The 19,278-nt window shown below is 55.8% G+C and carries 13 protein-coding genes, 1 tRNA gene and 3 pseudogenes; 10 read left to right on the top strand and 7 right to left on the bottom strand.

Annotation, left to right across the window (positions count from 1 at the left end):
• Nucleotides 1-212 precede the first annotated feature (212 nt).
• The 6 genes and pseudogenes from BM216_RS20475 to BM216_RS20450 all read left to right on the top strand — a co-directional run.
• A tRNA-Ile gene (locus BM216_RS20475) sits at nucleotides 213-288 on the top strand.
• 414 nt (nucleotides 289-702) lie between these two features.
• Nucleotides 703-2,238 (top strand): AAA family ATPase, encoded by a 1,536-nt coding sequence (locus tag BM216_RS20470; protein ID WP_177230854.1) that lies wholly within the window; start codon nucleotides 703-705, stop codon nucleotides 2,236-2,238.
• A complete protein-coding gene (locus BM216_RS20465; RefSeq protein ID WP_093001066.1) occupies nucleotides 2,235-3,182 on the top strand; it encodes a DUF4435 domain-containing protein in 948 nt (315 codons plus the stop codon). Before BM216_RS20470 ends, BM216_RS20465 begins: the two co-directional genes overlap by 4 nt.
• A 202-nt stretch (nucleotides 3,183-3,384) precedes the next feature.
• Nucleotides 3,385-3,645, top strand: a complete 261-nt coding sequence (locus BM216_RS20460; RefSeq protein WP_093001065.1) for a hypothetical protein — start codon at nucleotides 3,385-3,387, stop codon at nucleotides 3,643-3,645.
• A gap of 37 nt (nucleotides 3,646-3,682) precedes the next feature.
• Nucleotides 3,683-4,809 (top strand): IS3 family transposase gene (locus BM216_RS20455; protein ID WP_093001064.1). Its coding sequence is split into 2 segments (ribosomal slippage): nucleotides 3,683-3,911 and nucleotides 3,911-4,809, totalling 1,128 coding nucleotides; the frame shifts between segments, so codons are not numbered across the junction.
• A gap of 860 nt (nucleotides 4,810-5,669) precedes the next feature.
• Nucleotides 5,670-6,017 (top strand): annotated as a pseudogene (locus BM216_RS20450) (SOS response-associated peptidase family protein); the annotation flags it as partial.
• Between the two features lie 55 nt (nucleotides 6,018-6,072).
• Here the strand turns inward: BM216_RS20450 and istB are convergent.
• Nucleotides 6,073-6,954 (bottom strand): IS21-like element ISRel3 family helper ATPase IstB, encoded by an 882-nt coding sequence (istB, locus tag BM216_RS20445; RefSeq protein WP_093001062.1) that lies wholly within the window; start codon nucleotides 6,952-6,954, stop codon nucleotides 6,073-6,075.
• Entirely contained in the window at nucleotides 6,951-8,201 is a 1,251-nt protein-coding gene (istA, locus tag BM216_RS20440) for an IS21 family transposase (RefSeq protein ID WP_093001232.1), read from the bottom strand. Before istA ends, istB begins: the two co-directional genes overlap by 4 nt.
• Nucleotides 8,202-8,338: 137 nt before the next feature.
• Here istA and BM216_RS20435 point away from each other — a divergent pair.
• Nucleotides 8,339-8,647 (top strand): annotated as a pseudogene (locus BM216_RS20435) (SOS response-associated peptidase family protein); the annotation flags it as partial.
• 1,042 nt (nucleotides 8,648-9,689) lie between these two features.
• Here BM216_RS20435 and BM216_RS34660 read toward each other — a convergent pair.
• The 5 genes and pseudogenes from BM216_RS34660 to tssI form a co-directional block, all read right to left on the bottom strand.
• A pseudogene (locus BM216_RS34660) lies at nucleotides 9,690-9,815 on the bottom strand (ATP-dependent DNA ligase); the annotation flags it as partial.
• A gap of 447 nt (nucleotides 9,816-10,262) precedes the next feature.
• Nucleotides 10,263-10,925: a hypothetical protein gene (locus BM216_RS20425; RefSeq protein WP_143102810.1), complete on the bottom strand. Its 663-nt coding sequence runs from the start codon at nucleotides 10,923-10,925 to the stop codon at nucleotides 10,263-10,265.
• An 8-nt stretch (nucleotides 10,926-10,933) separates the two neighbouring features.
• Entirely contained in the window at nucleotides 10,934-12,583 is a 1,650-nt protein-coding gene (locus BM216_RS20420) for a PAAR-like domain-containing protein (protein WP_093001058.1), read from the bottom strand.
• Nucleotides 12,583-13,644 carry a DUF2169 family type VI secretion system accessory protein gene (locus BM216_RS20415; RefSeq protein ID WP_093001057.1) on the bottom strand — a complete coding sequence of 354 codons (1,062 nt, stop codon included), beginning with the start codon at nucleotides 13,642-13,644 and terminating at the stop codon, nucleotides 12,583-12,585. The genes BM216_RS20420 and BM216_RS20415 overlap by 1 nt, the downstream gene beginning before the upstream one ends.
• 7 nt (nucleotides 13,645-13,651) lie before the next feature.
• A complete protein-coding gene (tssI, locus tag BM216_RS20410; protein ID WP_093001056.1) occupies nucleotides 13,652-15,985 on the bottom strand; it encodes a type VI secretion system tip protein TssI/VgrG in 2,334 nt (777 codons plus the stop codon).
• Nucleotides 15,986-16,318: 333 nt separating this feature from the next.
• Here tssI and BM216_RS20405 point away from each other — a divergent pair, with 333 nt between their 5' ends.
• The 3 genes from BM216_RS20405 to BM216_RS20395 all read left to right on the top strand — a co-directional run bounded on the left by BM216_RS20405 (nucleotide 16,319) and on the right by BM216_RS20395 (nucleotide 18,683).
• Entirely contained in the window at nucleotides 16,319-17,242 is a 924-nt protein-coding gene (locus tag BM216_RS20405) for a hypothetical protein (RefSeq protein WP_093001055.1), read from the top strand.
• 459 nt (nucleotides 17,243-17,701) lie between these two features.
• Complete coding sequence (locus BM216_RS20400) at nucleotides 17,702-17,965, top strand: hypothetical protein (protein WP_093001231.1); 264 nt, start codon at nucleotides 17,702-17,704, stop codon at nucleotides 17,963-17,965.
• Nucleotides 17,966-18,224: 259 nt separating this feature from the next.
• The gene (locus BM216_RS20395; protein WP_244530248.1) at nucleotides 18,225-18,683 is read left to right on the top strand and encodes a hypothetical protein; all 459 of its coding nucleotides are present in this window, start codon (nucleotides 18,225-18,227) and stop codon (nucleotides 18,681-18,683) included.
• Nucleotides 18,684-19,278: the final 595 nt, after the last annotated feature.

The raw sequence follows: 19,278 nt of genomic DNA, 5'->3' as shown, positions 1-19,278 counted from the left end.
TGCTGTAATCTTTGGTTCGCCGCACTCAGCGCCTCCGGTCAGTCGGACGCACGGCAAACGGCCTGCAGTTCTGAGTCTCTACGACACATAGTCCACTTAACTGACTGTGCATTGTGAAGCTATTGCGGCAACGGCTTGTGACCGATGACGAATTGCGTTAGAGCGGGCTCAAGATGCGGTGAACCATTGCACCCCATCTCTGCCATCGGCAGGGGCCTGTAGCTCAATGGTTAGAGCCGGCGGCTCATAACCGCTTGGTTGGGGGTTCGAGTCCCTCCGGGCCCACCATTTCCTTCCTGTACTTTTGATTTTCCATCATTCTTTCCTCTTTTTGTCCCACTGGATTTTCCGTTCGATAAAGGTGGGACATTTTTGCGGGCCATGTATTTCTTGCGACGCTCGATGTAGCCGGACGCGACTTTTCGGAATTTTGACACGAGGTTCCGGAAAAACCGATTTTCAGGGCTTGGTTTCAAACGTCTCTCGGAGACTTGTGGATTTGAGGCATCCAGCGGTAGTCGCCGTGCGTATCCTGCGTCGCTATCAGGTTATGCAAGCCAGTTGCTCAGCGCTTCGGCTATAGCCAATCGTAGGTAGTTCATCTCTCGGAGATCCAAACGTTTCACCTCAGTGAATTAATTGTATCTTGACGAGGTCAGCTATAAATTGCGGAAATTTGGCTGCTATAGTGGGGGCAAAAGATTGGACGAAAAAGATCGTTTCGACGAGATCGCGTACGAGCGTGGATCTCAGCCAGCACTTGTAGAAAGCTTCGAGATCGAAGGGCTATATGGCTATCGTACCATCTCTCTTTCTTCTCAATATGCGGCGACCATTCTCATAGCAAAGAACGGGTCGGGAAAAACCACGCTTCTGGGTGCCCTCGACGCTTTCTTAAGAGCACAACTCGGGAGACTGAAAGACCTAGAGTTCAACACCATTAGATGCAAACTCCGAGGTTCTGAGGAGCTGGTTTTAAGCAAGGAAGAAGTCGTGGCCTACACGGCTCTTCCCTCGGAACCCTCGTTTCGAGCGATGGCTGCCTCACAGGACTTAGATCCTGCACTTCTCCACAGCTATCTTATCGAGGATTATCAAGAAAACCTCCGAGAGCAGACGTTACCGATCCGGAACCACCAAGTCTTGGAGCGGCTATACATCGGAATGAATTACAACCGAAAAGCAATCTTCGACTACTTGGAGAAGGCTGCATCGGTCGGTGTCGTGCAAAGCCCAAATATCGAAACTATCTTCAGGACCCTGCGAACAAGGCTAGACGGCTTCGAGATCGTTTACCTTCCTACCTACCGACGAGTGGAGCTCCCTATGGAGCAGGGCGAGGTAAAGTCCCGCGGGAAGAAGCCCTTCAGAATTGCCAGTTCAGGTCTCTTCTCCGGTGACATACAGTTCGGCCTGAGCGACATCTCAGAGCACCTAGCGTCTCTTAATCAAACGATCCTATTTGAATCAAACCAGGGCTACCGCGAGATCAGCGCGAACATCATCAACGAGCTTATCGATGGTACGTTCGAGAGAGAAACACCAGCCACCTACCAGATTCCTGATAAGGAGGAACTGGAGCTATTCTTCTCACGATTGAAAGAAGGCAAACGGTCGTTCAATTCCAGGGATATTTCAGTCCCAAATATCGATAAGATTTACACGGGTGAAGGCATACCTGATGCCTCAAACCGATTCTTGATTTACTTCTTGAGCAAGCTGAACCGCGTAATTCAGGCGACCCGCTACATCGAGGTTCGCGTGGAGGACTTTGTAACAAGCTGCAACCGCTATCTAAGGTCTCCCGATCGAAGCACGTCTTTGCCGGAAAAGGGCAAGCACTCCGTTAAGAAATTTTCGGACGACAAAGAACTTCGGCTGAATCGTCGGAACCTCAGTGTGCATGTAGAGAGCCTCTCGGGAAAGCGAAAGATCAAGCTGGATGCCTTGTCGTCTGGTGAAAAGCAGATGATTTCTCTTTTCGCAAAGCTCGTGTTGTACCCAAAGGATAAGCTTGTACTGATCGATGAGCCGGAACTCTCGCTGTCACTTGAATGGCAGCAACAGATACTCGTCGATGTGGTCCGAGCTCCGCTTTGTCGACAAGTCATCGCTATCACGCATTCGCCTTTCGTTTTTGATAACTCTCTTGAGCCTTTCGCCCGATCGCTGAAGCTTTCCATCAATCCCGACGCGCTCCCAGCACAGGATGATGATGTGGAGGCAGATATCCAGTGACAGGTGCCGACCATGATGACGACGACGCATACGTCGAGGTATTGAAAAGAGCTCGCAAAAGCCCTGCAGTTTTGAAGATCCGCTTAGCAAAGCTAAGATCTAACTTTCCAGATATGTTAGTCTTCGCCTTTGAGGGCGATGACGATAAGTCGGTGTTCTTTCAGTGGATCAGGAGGATCCGGCCTGAATTGGAGTACGAGCCATTCCCATGCCGAGGAAAGCAACAGGTTATACGGCTTAAAAAGATGCTGGACCAGGATCTCGGCGGCCTAGGTCACGGTGTCTACTACTTCGTGGACCGCGATTTTGATGACCTGCCTGCGGATCAGGTGGGGGACCCGACGATCTTCGTTACTGACAAATTTTCAGTCGAAAACTATTTGGTCACAGAGAAAGTATTGAATGAAACCCTGAAGAATGAGTTCCACTGCAATGCAGCACCCGAAGCTAGGGCTCGCGTCGCGGACTTGTTCAAAAAAACCTACTCCGAGTTTCTGGACATTACTGGCGAGGTCAATAAGCGCATCTTCATCGGGGTGAGAGCGAAAAAGAAGTTTGCGGCGCATTTTCCCGACAGTCTCACCTCGTTAGCCAACGTCCAACTGCTTCAGGTCCTGCCAACCCAGATCTCCGCCGCATCTATTGTCCTGTATGAAGAGGAACCGTCTCCGGAGGAAACAGAGGAACACGGCGCCGCGTTCCTCCAGCTGTCACCACCGGATCGCTACCGCGGCAAGTTCGCAACGATGTATTTTTCCAAATGGTTGATGTGCCTTGCTGCGGAGCGTGTAGACAACGACTCTGCCCTTTTTAAGGAGGCCGAGCAAAACAAGCCAGCCAAGGTAGGCGAACTAAATTTGGGAAACTTGGCATCGAAGTCCGCCCTACCAGTGGGTCTCGCGGAGTTCATACAAGCCGTTAACCCAGACTTTATGGCAGCCTGATATCGGGAACTTCCGCTGTTCCGCTCGCGGGGGCATGTTACCAAGGGAAGCCTGCCAGTTCATCCGTGGCACCAGGCGGCTAAAACAGTCGCTTCCCTGACAGCGGACAGTGCAACGTGGGGGCAAAACGCCGGTTACCTAACGTTTAGTCTGCTGTTCATCCTTTTTTTGTACATCTATGCGAAAGAACTGGGATGATCTCATGCGTTTGCTGCTCGCTGCGGCCATTGTCTCTGTCGCAATCGTCGGAATATTCGGAGCCCACACAGCACTTTCCCCGGCGGCACAGGAGAACGATTTTTCAGATCGTTACCTCAAGCTAGCACGTGACGCGCCCGACCAGCTTGCAAGCCTGATTGCAGCTACGTTGCCCAATTGCCTAACGGAAGCCGCACGCGCTTCACTGAATGACCCCGTGGTGGAAGAGCTAGCCACGAAAACTGAATTGCCCCTAGATTTGTAGACGCCTTCTTTCCTAATTTTGAGGCAGGAAGAGCATCATGAGCAAATCGAATTTCAGCGAAGATTTTAAGCGCGACGCCGTGCGTCAGATCACGGAACGAGGCTATCCGGTTGCGGAGGTTTCTCAGCGCCTCGGCGTGAGCCAGCATTCCCTGTATGAATGGAAGAAGAAGTTTGCTGCGTCGAACGCCAAAGGCAACGACGAGGCCGAGGAGATCAGGCGGCTGAAGAAGGAACTGGCTCGCGTCACCGAGGAGCGAGACATCCTAAAAAAAGCGGCCGCGTATTTCGCCAGGGATGCAAAGTGAAGTACGCGTTCATTGCCCTGCATCGCTTGCAGTTTTCGGTGAGGACGATGTGCCGTCTCCTACGGGTTCACCCGAGTGGATTTTACACCTGGCTGAAGAACCCGCTGAGCAGGCGAGCCAACGAGGACAAGCGCCAGACCGATCTGCTCCTGAAGGCATGGGAAGAGAGCGGCAAGGTCTACGGTTATCGCAAGCTGCACGACGACCTTCTCGATCAGGGAGAGATGTGCTGCCCGAACCGGGTCGCGCGTCTGACGCGTCTCGCCGGGATCAGGGCGCAGATCGGCTACAAACGTCGTCCCGGCATCTATGGCGGCAGGCCTGCCGTCGCTATCGAGAACACGCTCGACCGGCGATTTGACGTATCGGCTCCGGACAAGGCCTGGGTCACGGACATCACTTACATCCGAACCTGCGAGGGCTTCGCTTACCTTGCGGTTGTCATCGACCTCTATTCCCGTCGGGTCATCGGCTGGGCGATGCAGAGCCGACAGACCACGGACGTCGTATTGCAGGCTCTGCTCATGGCGGTGTGGAGGCGAAAGCCGAAGGACAAGGTGCTGGTTCATTCGGATCAGGGTTCGCAATTCACCAGCATGGACTGGGCCTCGTTCCTCAAGCACCACAATCTGGTTCACTCGATGAGCCGACGCGGCAACTGCCATGACAATGCGGTGGCCGAGAGCTTCTTCAATCTTCTGAAGCGGGAGAGGATACGTCGCAGGGTCTATCGTTCACGCGATGAAGCTCGCCAGGATGTGTTCGACTACATCGAGATGTTCTACAACCCGAAACGCAAGCACGTCAGAAACGGAATGCTGTCGCCCGTCGAGTTCGAGAAGCGACAGAAAAACTAACCCGAGGGTGTCTACGAAACTCGGGGCTATTCAAACATATTTCAAGTCCGGCATCTTAATGGCTGAAGGGAAAAGCGCGGAACAAAGTTCAGATGAGTTCATACCTTGGATCACTGAACAGGCTAAACAACTCAATGCCTCCCAGAAAGAAGCTTACCTCACCCTGGTCAAGGGGGAGCTTACAAGTTCCCGTGCCATCTTCTGCATAAACTCTTCGGTAAAATATACCTGTAGCCGTTTTCAAAAGGGCGAATTGCCGGATCTTGAGCGAAGACACCGGAAGTCCGCGCGAGATCATCAGCGATTGGTTGTTTGCGTGGAAAGAGGTTGGTAATGTGAGGTCTCACTCTCGTGGGGACGAGCGCGGCCAGGGTGTACATTTCGCACCCTGGCCGTTTCTATGGAACGTTCTTTGGATACGCGCATTTTTAGGATGTCGCGAGGGCAATGTCCCACGTCCCCACACGCGCCCGAGTTCAACATTTCCGTCGAACTCAATTGCCCTCGTGACGTCCCCTCCCCAAGTCGGGAGTCCAGCTAGCGCACTCCGTGCTGACTCTTCAACCAACAAGAACATAATAAGAACACGCTGGTAACAATCGAAGACGTCGATGACAAAGAGTCATTTGCTTTTGATGACTGGTGGTGCTGCCTCTCACCTGCATCTTGCGCTCGATGCGACAAGCACGCAGCCCTCGATCGCAGGGCGCTCATAAAGAAGTTCGGGTCGAAGATGAAGTTCGTCCAGTTGAGCCGCGTTCTTTCGATCGGCTGCGAGCGTCGAGGAACTGGCCGATGTGAGGCGAGTTTCCCAATCTCACGCAGTCGAGATAAACGTCTTCAAAACTGATGAGGCCTTCGTGTGTAATCTTTACAACGTAACGACCAACCAGGAAGCTCTTCGCGCACTGACGAAGGCGCTCCGCGACAGCCTCGGCAATCTTGAGCCGACGCTCGACATTTTCCCCGATCGCCCAGCGCCGGTGGTCCGCAACTCCGAAGACGGCCGCGAAATGGCCCGGCTCACCTGGGGCATGCCGACGCCATCGAGCGTACTGCAGGGAAGACCGGACACAGGCGTCACGAATATCCGAAACATTGCCTCGCCTCACTGGCGCCGCTGGCTCGGCCCGCGGAACCGATGCGCCGTACCGTGGACGATGTTCTGCGAGTACGAGGATACCAAACCGAAGAAGACAAAGCGATGGTGTCAATGCCGCGTGAATTTTCCCCAATAGGAGGTGCCGAAGTAAAATTCCCCACTTATGCCGACGTGGACGCCAAGGCGAATTGAGGATTTTTCGGTGGGCGGCCGCGCGGCTTTTGCGGCGGTGCAAACGCCGGGGGTGCGATGAGGGCTTTTGAGCGGACATGCTCGGGCATCAGCTCGGCATGCTGCCGCAATCGATAGCTGGATCCTTCGATCTGTACCACGACGGCATGATGAAGCAGTCTGTCGAGCAGCGCGGTGGCGACGACGGGATCGCCGAACACGTCGCCCCACTCGGCAAAGCCACGGTTTGATGTGAGTATCATCGCGCCGCGCTCGTATCGAGCATTCACGAGTTGGAAGAATAGATTGCCGCCACCCTGGACGACTGGCAAATATCCGATCTCGTCGACTATGAGGAGGCTCGGCCTGCAGAAGAAGCGAATGCGTTCCTGGAGTCGACCTTCCCGTTCTGACCGGGCCAACGAACCGATGAGGTCGGCGAGCGTCGTGAAGTAGACGCTTTTTCCGGCCTTTACCGCTTCGACGCCGAGCGCCGTGGCGAGGTGGCTCTTGCCAGTTCCAGGTGGGCCGAGGAAATGCACGGCCTCGTGACGATCGACGAAGCCGAGCTGAGCCAGGGTGAAGATGCGATCGCGATCGAGCGAAGGCTGGAAGGTGAAGTCAAATCCGGTGAGTGTCTTGATCGTCGCAAGCCTGCCCATTCGCAGCGCCGTCTTGATGCGGCTGTTCTCGCGCAGGGTCAGCTCCTCGGAAAGAAGGATATCAATCGCTTCGAGGGCAGACAGCTCGCCCTGTTCGAGGCGTCGCACAACATGGTCAAGCGCCTCCAGTGCGCGCGGCATCTTCAGGCCGACCAGATCATGGCGAATACGGTCGATCATGGATGGTATGGCATCGAGTGTTGTACTCATGGGCGGTTCTCCTGTGCGAGCACCTTGCCAATGGCATCATAGAAAGCGAGGGGCCGCTGGAGCACAGTGTCGCCGGCGGGTTTGACGACAACGGCTTCGCCTCGTGTTTGTGGCCAGTGTTGCGGCGTGAGTGCTCGTCGGTGGTCAGGATGAACCCGTCGTTGTTTACGGCCCTCGAGGACAGGATGAGCTGCGATCAAAGTGCCGTTCTCGAAAATGCGGACCTCGTCGGCAAGCGAATGGACCTCCACCGTTCGACTGCGGGTCGCATCTGGAACGCTGTAAGTATTGCCGCCGACGCTGACCATGCCTTCCCTCGACACGCGGCGCTCCAGCTTGAGAACGGATTTCAAGGGTGCCAAGGGCAACGGCCGCAGATACCGCCGCTCCTCGGCGAAGACCTCGTTGACGGTCGTCGCGTGCTTCCTTGGATTGGCGACGGTGTCGAGCCAGTGGCGGAGCTGGGCGTTCATGTCGTCGAGATTGCGGAACGAACGGGCCAGGAAGAAGTCTTCGCGGATATACCGAAACGGTCGCTCGACCTTGCCCTTTGTCTTGGCTCGGTAGGCCTTGCATGCCTTGGGATGAAATCCGTAATGGCGGGCCAGATCGATGAGAGCACGATTGTAGATAATGCCCTCCGTTTGACCTTCGCCGATGACGGCTGTCTTCATCCGGTCGTACAGCACCTCCCGTGGTGCCCCGCCAATCGCCTCGAACGCGGCGATGTGGCAACGTAGGACGGTCGGCAGGTTCTGATGCATGACGAAGCGAGCCCAGATGAGGCGGCTGTGCCCCAGTACCATCGAGAACAGCCAGACGATCCTTGGTGTCGTTGGCTCATCGGTGAAAACGACATGGAACTGGGCGAAATCGACTTGGGCCTGTTCGCCAGGCGGCGTCTCGAAACGGACTTCGAAACCGCGGTTGGCCGGAGGCCGCACATCGCGGAGAAAATCCGTGACGGCGCTATAACCGCCGGTATACCCACGATCCCGGAGTTCTCGAAGCAACCGACTGCCTGTGAGGCCGGGATATGTCTTCACCCGCTCCCGCAGGTATGAAGCGAACGGGTCGATGACCGTCGCGCGAGGCTTTCTCGGTCCATAAGCCGGAGCCTCGAGGCCTCGTTCAATGTATTTGCGCACCGTCTTGCGATCGATACCCGTTTCTCTGGAAATGGCCGACACCGTCAGGCCCTGCTGATGCAGGTCCAGGATCATAATCGTCTCCCTCAGATTGATCACCGACATCCCCCTTCCGACCATCGGAAGGAGTATCGGCGATGTCGCGCCGCTGGTCTTCCGGGGCGCGCCCCGGAAGACCAGCGGCCGCAGCACCTGGGGAACATTCAAACGGCACTATTGGGGAGTATTGCTCCGGTACTGACAGATGGTTTGCCATCAACGAGGATCGGCCGCTCGCCTTCTTCGCTGGCATCTGGACGGAGTGGAACGGAACGCGAGGATCGATGAAAACACCCCGCGAGGGTTTGCACGAGCTATTCGGCTTCCTGACATGCGATCCTAATGCCGTGGTGCAGCCGATCCATCCGAAAGCAATGCCAGTTATCCTCACGACTGAGGAGGACATCGAGGTCTGGATGAACGCGTCTTGGGAGGAAGCGATAAAACTGCCCGACAACGGGCTCATTCTCTTGCCTGTCGAGGAGCAGCAGGGAAGTCTTCTATGAATGACGAGAGCCGCACCGCTCTGCCTGGAGCCAGCATTCACGTCAACCACTACCGCGAACACGACGGTCACAGAAAGCAGGGATGCTAGGCTTTGAGGAAAACTGCGCCATCCTCCATGGTATCGCTCGGAGCATCTGCCGCGCCTCTATCGGGGTCTGCCCCGCCATGGTGAGGCGCGGCTTGCTGCGGCAGAGATCGCGGACATTCTGCAGTGATTGTGGTTCAGGCCCGCCGACCCTCGCTCCCCTTGTACCACTTGTTCCAATTCACACCTTTCCCGCGTTTGCGAGGATCGAACCATTCCCCGCCGAACCTCTCTAGGAAAGCCTCTGCGGCGGGTTTGGTGGCGAAGCAGTGGACGTTATAGTGCTCGTCCTCATAGAATACGGTATGGCCTCGTTCGCACCGCAGAAGGCGGTTCTTCTTACAGAACTCAGCCTGCTCGAAACCAAGCTGCCCCAGTGACATGGCTTCCCGCTGGGCAATCTGGTGTGGCCAACCTCGATCAATCTCACTAGCGGTGAGTTCGCCTTTTCGTCTGCTCATATCCGATAGTTCCCTATTTGTTCTTCTCCGTCAATCAAGCGAAACGCCTTTTCGCTCTGATTTTTTTATCGGTAGATTTGAACGACGGAACGTCTCTGGATCTAATTTGTTTGGGTTCATTCAGCCATATGGCTCTCAAACGGAGAACTCTTTTGCAGAAAGTGGATATTGCTCTCGTGCGAAGAGGCTCTGAAGACTTGATCGTAGCCCTTTTTCCAGCTGAATTTCGGCGCATCGCAGCAACCAATCGAAGGCTGCGCATCTTCGGCGTAGAGGAAGCCGCAAGGACCGCCAACTTACACGGCAGAGTGATATCGATATGGGAGGGCGACCGAGGACAAACTCAGGTGGATGCGCCGTCTGACCTGCTACCTTTCTGCAGCCTGCTGACTGTTCGTTGGGTACGAAAGCACCTCTGTCTACGACTACAGACGTCTTGACTGCGCTGCGTGGGAGGCAGAGGTCCAATCGACCACAAGGGTAGTTGGGCGAAGTTCAGTTTTCAGCGATGCGATAAACATCGGCATTGTCCTGCCGATCGCGAAAGCCCTTGTAGGACGGGTAGCGTCGCTTCTGATCGAGCGTCCACGCGCGATACTACATCTCGGCGATGAGTGTCGGGGTCGTATGCACCACGCCCTTCCCTTCCACATCGACGAATGATTGAAAACACGATCCTCGCTGAGGGCGTCGTCTTTGACGTGATCGAAGCAACTTGTGAGAAGGGCACTGGATAGCTGGATAGAACGCTTCAGCGTGAGGCGAAGACTGTCATGACATAATGTTATGTTACGGCCGACGGCTGTCACGGCGCAGTTGCGCCAATTGCGACCGTTCCCTCGGTTTGTACTACAAGTGCTGCAGTATCCATATCACTACTCGTAGCTACGTCAGGCGCGCAGCGCTGCGGACGCAATGTTGATCTTCCGCCGTCTGCTAGCGTGAGATAGTTTTCCGACCCGCTATAGCCTGAGCTTTTGGGCCCAAGATCACTCGCGCTAACGAAAAGCATCAACAACATTCCTAGCGGGTCGGGTCCAACGGATATCAACCGACAAGATTTCTGGTTCAAGATTGAACGACGATGAAGGGCACCTTCTTCTCACCGACTTGGTACGAGAAAAAATATATCTCGTTTCCCGCGAATATCTGGTAGCTGTGATCTTTTCTGTAGCTCACTTGATCTGCGGAAAAATAATCAACGATCTTCTGCCTTGGGGCGGCATCATCTGCCGGAAGAATGAGGTTCTCTGAGACCTGAAACAAGAAATCTGGGGAGCCCTGCGGCCCCTCAGGCGGTGTCTCATCATTGCCTTTCCAGTGAGGATTTCTATCCATTCGACCAAACTGAATTGCGCCACTTTCATTGACGTCTTCAGAAATATACTTCCTTGTGATCAGGCTCTCGACTTCGGAATTGATTAGGTCCTTGGAGTAAATGGTACACCAGTAACCCACCTGCTGTGAGAGTATATCTCCCTCAGTGAGCCGGTCCGGGAACTGATCGATGGTTGACTTAGGGGGGATGATGTAATCCTCATCCGCGAAATTTATGTCCAGGAAGAACGCCAGAGCCAAATTCTCATGCCCTGGGACATCTCCCAGATCCACAGTGAACATCCCGAGAAATTTGCTTTCCTCGGAAGAACTTCCGGGCAACTGGTTGAGGAGTTCCACGGGACAACCTGAGAAACCAATGATTGGCGTGTCTGTCTGATTTGTCAGATACATTTGTTGACCTAAGGATTAGGAAAATCTTTGGAAATTGAAGTGCCATCGTCAAAGCGCACATTATAGTTCATCGACGAGGGCCTTGTCGATGAGCCTGCGTATGTGGGCGTCAAAGTTATGTCTGCGCTCTGGCCTGTGGAGGCTATACGGTCTGCAACGTTTTGTTCGAAGACACGAAACTTTCCGCGGTTAACCGATGGTGCCTGTGGAAAGATGTTGTCCAAATCGGTGCCGCTTCCGCCAAGATTAGATCCCCGGGCATGTCCGGCATCATCCGTTTCCTTGCCAAGAGCGCGGGCATGGTCTCGAGCAGCTTGGTTCGTGGGTGTTCCTGTTCCGATGTCATCCGGCCCAACTCTGTCTTTCCACTCAACGATACGTCCAAGTCGGTCGCGACGAATTTTGGGCGTTTTGCCTTTCGCCTTTGAGCTTCGGGTCCCGTCTTTCCCATCTTTTTCGGCCTGCCTTAAACGTTCAGCCTCTTTCCTTAACTGCTCCGCCTTTTCGAAGTCCCCGATCTTCTCAGCAGCTTCGGCAGCTCGTTCAAGCATACGAAGCTTCTTAAGTGGGTTGACGATTTCTAGACCGAGCCCAGCGGCCGCACCGACAGCTCCCGATACTCCGTGCTCCGCATAGCCTTTTTCGACGCCTTGCCATGCATCGACTGCTGTGTCTTTTACCCAACTTCCAGCTGAATTCACGCTTCCAACGGGATCGTTCCACACATCACCTGCAACATGCGCAGCACCGTATGCCACATTTTTTGTGCCCTCCCATATTTCGCTGCCGGTCGGTAGATTCTCGTACACAGATTGGGCGTCGCGCCCCATCTGGGCAGGGTCATTCCAGTACTCTCCGACTTTGTTGAAAATACCCTCGCCTGCCGCTGCGGTGTCGGACGTAGACGTCATTCCTTCCCAGAAGTGCGCCCCTTCATCACGAACGGTGTCCAGCGTCCGCTCGTACCATGCTTTATCCTGTTGATCGTTGCCATCGGGTGCCGCATGCGCGTCGATGCACTGACTATTGCTGTATTCACCAAGCGTGTTGCCGCTATTCAGGGTGCATCGATCATCGTGTCTTTGTGCCCAGACGCCGTTGATGCGGACGGTCCCAGACGATGTAACCGGCTCTACGATGTCACCAACAGTGTTTGACTTGACACCAAGCCCAGTTCCCGCCTCGTCACCGTAGCAACAGAAAAAAACTGAATCCTGTCGTTTGACCACTCGCCCATTGGATCGAACATTGGGCGAGTAATTGCGGCTATCAGAGGCGCGTCCCCAGGTCTGGTAAGGAACCGGTTTCTCAGGAGACCTGCACACGTCTGGCGAGAGACAAATCGCGATCGCGTCACTGTCTTCAGGAATGAATTCTGGCGGCGGAGGGGTCGCGCTGGTTGGGCGTGGTGGTCCGACTTCTCTCGCCTCTTTTTTTGCCTCATCCTCTTTAACGCGAGCGGCGAGTACTTCGTCGTTAAACTCCTTGGGCGGGTTTAGGCTCGTGGGGCTATCGTACTGGTAGAAGTAATCGCCGCCCGTGTTCCACATCACGGGCTGGGACGGATCCAGCCCGTTTCTAGTAATCGCGCCGGTTTCAACCGCCGCTCGACTGACGTCACGCACGTGATTCGCTGTGACTCCAACTTGCTGGGCCATCAGGCAACCTTTGACTGATCAGAGAATATCAGCAAGCTGGGCAACCCGGCCCTGATCGGCCAAGGAAATCCGCAGCGCCATGTAAGAAAAACACGCCCAACGCCCGGCCGCAGATCGAAATGCACTCCATCGAGCTTCATCAGTCCCCTAGCAGGTCCGGTGCCTCGATCGATCTCCACTCCCAGCTGGATATCCGGCAGACTTCCTTCAAGGAGAGGATGCGCGGGCAATAGGTTTCGAAGCGCGAAAGGTTCGTCACCGGTAAAATATCGTTCTGCGACCAAGTCCGGATGAGCTACTTGCCAGAAGCGAAAATCAAAATCCTTTGGCAATAGTGGATGCCGGTTGTTGAGCCACTCTTGGTCGTAAGTTCCGGCGCGGTCCACGCGATCCTGCCAGAACGGCGAAATTGGTCCAAGGCCAGCTGGAGCCGGGCGGTCATCAATGCTCAGAATGGGGCATCCCTCATCCTCAATTTGAGGCGCAGGCCAAATGGGCTGTTCCGCAAAGTTGACATTGTCGACCAGGCCGACGCCTATTGGGTTTCGCTCGAACACCTCGCCGCCTTCGATCTTTCCACCAAAGGAAAGGCGCCAATCGATTGGAACATGGCTGACCGCTTCTCCCTCAGTCAGTTCCCAACCTTCGAGAACTTTTTCTCTCTTTCTGTCGATCAACCCGCGCCAGGTCGGGCGAACTCTAGCGCGCCACGTGCGTGGTCCGTGAACACGTAGTTTTTTTTCGACTGACCCGACCTTCAAACCACACGTCCAGGAAGACGCGGGTACGCCGTCAGGAGCGAAGGAAGCACCTACGAAGGTCACGTCTGTACTGGGTTTGAAAGGAGCAAGATCCGTGCAAGCCATCTGGGATGTCTGATGTGGATCGCCATCATATGTATCAGACATAACAAGCGGGCGCTGAACCGGATCCACTTGTAAAGGGCCGCCGTTGCTGAGCTTGAAGGTTCCGCGCGCAACGACGACACCGAGCAAGTCTCCATTCAGATTAAACTGTCGAAAGGCCAGTGCCGGGAACGGAGTGTGGTTGTCGACGGACATAGGTACCTCAGCCCTTGGCCGTTGTATCCGAGGATGTCGGCGATGCCTCGGCAAATCCTCCGCCCGGCTTGTTGAGATCGACGACGCTGCCGTTGATCTGGGTCGGGCCGGATGCGGTGAAGTTGAAATGCGTGCCGAGGATGATGACCGTGCCGTCCTTGCGCATGATGAACTTCGAGGCGCCACATTCGATAACGAATTCCTCGCCGACGATCACCTTCTTGAACTTGCCGACATTCTCGATCGCGGTCTGTCCGATGTTCGTGACCTTGGAGACGCCGATTTGCTCTACGCGCGCAATGCCGACCGTGTCGGATTTGAACGAACCGACAATGGTGTTCATGATGCCGGGCAGAGGAAAGAGACTGGCCGCAGCATCGCCCACACCCGAGCCTGACCCTGCTAAGGCCGTCCCGGCGTCTGCGCGTGGACTCGATCCGGCGACAACGCCTTGACGGCTTCCCAACCCGCTGTCTCCGAGGAAGCCGAGAGCGGACGACGCGAGCGTACCCGCAAAGGCGGAAACTCCCGGCCCACTTGCTCCGGCAATCTGAGCCACCTGCCCAAGAAGGCCGGACGTCTGGCCCGCCATGCCCTGCACCGCTGTCATCAGCATCTGGGCCGCTGGTCCGGTGCCGCCGACGACGGTATTCATGGAACCGCCGACCTCATGTTTCTGGTTGCCGCCCACCTCGACCGTGCGGTTCGCGCCGATTGCCGAAACCTCGTGCCGGTCGATCCGCTTGGTACGGTCGTTGAGGACGCGTGTCGTCTGATCCTTCTGGGCATGGAAGAACATATTCTCCTTGCCCGCTTCGTCCTCGAAGGTCATCTCGTTGAAGCCCGTGCCCTTGTGGGTGTTCGACCGCATCACCATGCGAGTCTTGTTGGCCGGCAGGTCATAGGGAACGGAATTTGACGGGTTGGTCACTGCGCCAATGACGACAGGCCGGTCCGGGTCACCATCGACATAGGCGACCATCACCTCCATGCCGATACGCGGAATGACCTGAGCACCCCAGGTGCCGCCGCCCCAGGACTGGCTGACTCGCACCCAGCACGTGTCCGACCCATCCTTCTTGGCCTTGCGGTCCCAGGGGAACCAGACCTTGATGCGGCCGTACTGGTCGGGATGGATCTCCTCGCCCTCCGGTCCCGCGACGATCGCCACCTGCGTGCCCTCGATGCGCGGCCGCTTCGTCTCGCGATGCGGCGTCATCGGCACCCGTGACGGCACCGCCTCGAACTCGTTCCTGTATTCCGGCTCGTTCGAATTGGTCTCGTAGGATCGGTCGACCACCGTATAGACTGCTTTGATCAGCACATGCTCGTCATAGGCATGGTCGGGATGGGCGACCTCGTAGGGGCTAAATCGGCGGCCGACCTCGAGGATGCGGCTAGTCGAAGCGCCGAAGACCCGGTCATGGTCGGCCTCCGACGCCTGCGACCTCAGTTTTTGCGCCCGCTCGGCTTCAGCGACGGAGGAGATACGGGCCGGGTATTCGTAAAGCTCGCGCTTCGTCGCCTCCGGCATCTGTACGAGCGACGGCGTCATCGTGCCCGGCACCATGCGTGGTGTTTCGAAATTCCAGTCGGCGCCGGCCCGCTGGCCCGGCACATAGGAGAACCGCCTTGCCCATTCGTTGATGTGGTTGCGGTCGGACGAGCCCTGCGCCAGGCGCACCCTGCCCTCGCCTTGCGCCGAGGGCGACGGTCCGAGCCAGCCATTGGCCGTATCGGCCACATGCAGCTTGTGCTTGCCGTCCTCATGGCTGAACCAGTAGAACAGCCCGTCCTCCTCGAAACGCCTTGTCAGATAGGCCAAATCACTCTCGTTCCATTGAACTGAGTAATGCTGCGATGGTGGCGCAGAAATGACGCCCGAGAAGTCCGGGGCCGGAATGCCGTGTTCGGAAAACAGCGTCTCGCAGATCTCGATAGACGTCTTGTCCATCCAGATACGGCAGTCGGAGCGGCGCGACAGAAGCCACATCTGCGGGCGCAGCACCATCGCATAGGAGCGCAGGCCGCGGGTGATCGGCGGGCCTTCGTTCAATTCGGTGACCAGGCCGTTGAACGGCCGGCGGATGGCCGAGCCCTCCTCGCCATCACCCTGCTGCACCTCGATCGACACGTCGATTAGCCGGCCGATAAGCTCTTCCGGCTTGATCTGGCTCTTCTTGGTGCGGGCGGACAAACGGATCTCGAACAGCGACGAGACACCTTCCTCGATGGTCACCCGTTCGGCGAGCAGTTGATCCTCGCCCAGCGGCGAAACGATCTTCAGGATGCGCGCTGCCTGGATGAAATCGGCGGACGCGCCGGAGATGCCAGTGTCCATGAGGGCCTCGATGGTCTTCTAAAAAATCAAGAAAGGCACCACCGGCGACAGGCATTGTATTGACGGCCTGCCGACACCGACAATGCTTTGAAAAATGCACGTCATGTTTGCGGTGTTGAAAATAATGTCCGGATCTCGAAGGTCAACCCTGAATAGCTGCCCGGCCCAGATTTAGCATTCTGCCTCAATATGGATTAGGGCGATGGAGCTGTCCTTGCGTAGGTCGAGCATGGACGATATCTGATTACCCGGCATTATTTCTTGTTGCGCCGAACGCCAAGCGGGATGCAGAGGGCAGCAAGGATCAGGATATCTGACGGGACGGGTCATCGATTGGGCTCAAACGACAAGAGCAGAGCAGGTCAGCGACCGGAAGACGATGCGGACACCTACGCGCTGACACGGGAAGAGCCGAACAAAAACCGAGGCGCCGGCTGGTCGGTGGCGCTTCGCCGCCGCGGCCATAAGATTGTGCGGCTGTTCAAGGACAGCATCTACGGCTCCGCCGAGACCGCTTACACCCAAGCGCGCGCTTATCGCGATGCGATCATCACCGCCCTGCCCCCGCCCACCAATCTGGAACAGGCAGTCAAGCTGCGCCGGAACAATCAAAGCGGCATATCCGGCGTGCGGCGGGTGGAGACTGATCAGGGCGACGTCTGGCAGGCAACATTGCTAACCAAGGATGGACAGAAGAAGGAGAACTTTGCCGTCGGTCGTTATGGCGAGGAAGCGGCTAAATCGATGGCGATCGCCCAGCGTGCAAGGTGGCTGAGGGGATTACCAGTCAAACATCTCGCCTATGCCCATCATGCAGAGGCCATCACAAGCACCACCTTTGCTGAACAACTGACGCCCGCCATTAACGTTCTCCCGCAGGTGCAGATCAGCGCTGAGGAGGTCGCCGCCCGGATTGCCGAGATCAACGCTCGCTTCGACGCGTACCGCCCTCCCCGGCTACGGGTCCGGGTGAAGAGCTACGGCAAGGACCGCCTTTCGATCGCCGTCTCCGACGGCGGCCAGCCGGCACAGCGCAAGCTGATGCAGATTAATACCGCATCGCTGTCGCCGGAGGAGATACGCGCTAGCGTAAGAGCCAGGATCTACTCGACGATCGGGGCCGTTTATGATGCCGATGTGGCGCAATGGTTCGCCGAGGTGCACGGTGATGCGCTGCTGACTGAAGGGGCGTTCGATGTATCTGAAGGTTTCAATGTTCTCGTCTGGGTGCCAGTAAAAGCCGAATTGAGCCTATAGCGGCTGTCTGTTGCGCGTGGTGAAGCGAAGCTACAGGGAGCATCTAAGGGCCGTAAGCGTTGAGCGCTCGCCAAGTTCACGGATTATTCGACACGTCGGAAGTTCGTCCCCGACGCGGCCTCCCATTCCGATGAGATGCACTCTGTGGGTATCTCGAGCTTTACAAGCCTAGCGAGTTCGAGTCACGCCTATGCCGCTTATCGCACTTGAATGGTGGCCCGTCCCTGTCGATTGGAATGCAGCAAAAAAGTCAGTTGCTGGCGAAATAACGGCCCTTATCTCTCTCCGCTCGCGCTCGTCTTCTGAGAGTTAATACTCTTTATCGCCGGCCATATTGTTGAAGCCAATGTTGTCCACTGGCAGCTACTGGTAACAACCTTGGGAGCCCGGGCTCCCTGCGTTTCTTGCTACAAAGAGCCCAATATCCTATATAAGTCGAAGAAACCTTTGGTGATCAGCATGTCTAACATTTCGCTATCAATCCTGTCGACGGTGAACGCCCCTTACGGGACGAGCCTTTCGGCTGAGCAGCTTGCGCTGAAGATTTCCGATCTTGCCAGCGTTGATGGTTTCGACGCGGCGGCCTTTGCGTTCTACTCCGAAGTCGATTGCGACCTTCAGAACCAATTCCTGTATGAGATGAATATCGATCATCTTGTTGCATCCAAGGTCGCTCAGGGATTTTCTAATCTAGCTGGATATCCGCTAGCTCTAGCTGCCTGAGGCATGCGCTGATGAGCCGTTGGGACAGCTTGTTTGATCAGGCGTGTCAATCATAAATCAGGCCAATTCTTCATTCACGATCGTCAATTGACTGGTCGTTTGGGGGCGATACAGCTCTCATGTTGCAGTTTGACCATCGGGAGAGCTTCGACATCGATCTCTTCATCGATGACCCAAAGGTATTGCCCTATCTCAATCCCCAGACGCAGGGATACAAATCGAACTAAACCCGGATGAATACAGGACAGACGGAACGCGCGTGCTTAAGATCGTTTTGGCGAGTATCGTTGAAATTGATGCGCGCCTCACTGCTGAGCCCGTGACCAAGAACGAGGTCCATGGAATAGCCGTTGACCTCGAAACACCTGCCGAGATCATTGCGAAGAAGATCTTTTATCGGGGAGCGTCCCTCCAGCCACGCGACATGTTCGACATCGCCTGCTTTGCATGGGAATATGGTGACGAATACTTGGTTGAAGCATTGGCCCCATTCAAGGACAAAGCTGCTGTAGCGCTTGGCGTCAGCGAGCGAATGAATGCCGATTTCGCGCGAACGATCATGGGCAGCCTTCTGATCAGCGACCGTTTCTCTGAAATTCCACAGGAAGCTCAGGCCACATCGATCAAGCTTTTGCGCGCGGTGAGCGAACGCGCCGCATGGGATCGGCCTGTTCCGAAAGCGATGCGTTCGTCCGGGTCGCTGTCCGTGAAGATATAAACTTTTCCGCATGTGCCACCATCGGAGATCACGTTTTCGGTGGAGAACGGGGGTAATACTATTTGAAAGTCAGACGCTTCGCACAAAGCGGTCGCCTTGAAGCCGTCGTCTTCACCTATCCATCTAGACATATCTGCTGCCTTCGTCACTCCAGCGCCATACATAAACAAGATCGCCAAGCAACCTGTAGTGAACGTGTTCTTCATCGTCCGATCTTCCCGCCTTCGATACTGCCACCGAGAGTTCTCCCCGTCCCAACGGCAGCCTTCGCTTTGCCTATGAGCTTCCATTTTCCGTTCTTATTCTCCAAACCCCCTTCGACTTTGGCAGCGGCACCCGTCGTCAGCTTCTTCACATAAAGGCAGTCCAGCCATTTTAATGGTCTTGATCTCACTCGTCATCGACAACAGTCTACTGATCTCGTCCAGGTCCGTCGTGTGAACACCCATCCACCCCAAGACGCTCGCAGGATAAACCTCGGCCGCCTAATCTCCTCTCTTCGGAGGACCCCCACCCTAAAAGGACTGAGATTCGGGCCGGGGGATTGGTCCTAAGAGTAGCTGTCAGCCCTGGTCGATCAACTGTAGCCTTCTCG

The organism is Rhizobium sp. NFR07 (assembly GCF_900111905.1).
Taxonomy (GTDB): domain Bacteria; phylum Pseudomonadota; class Alphaproteobacteria; order Rhizobiales; family Rhizobiaceae; genus Neorhizobium.
Note: the sequence above shows the minus strand (reverse complement) of the source record. Positions and strands in the feature narration are given on the sequence as shown.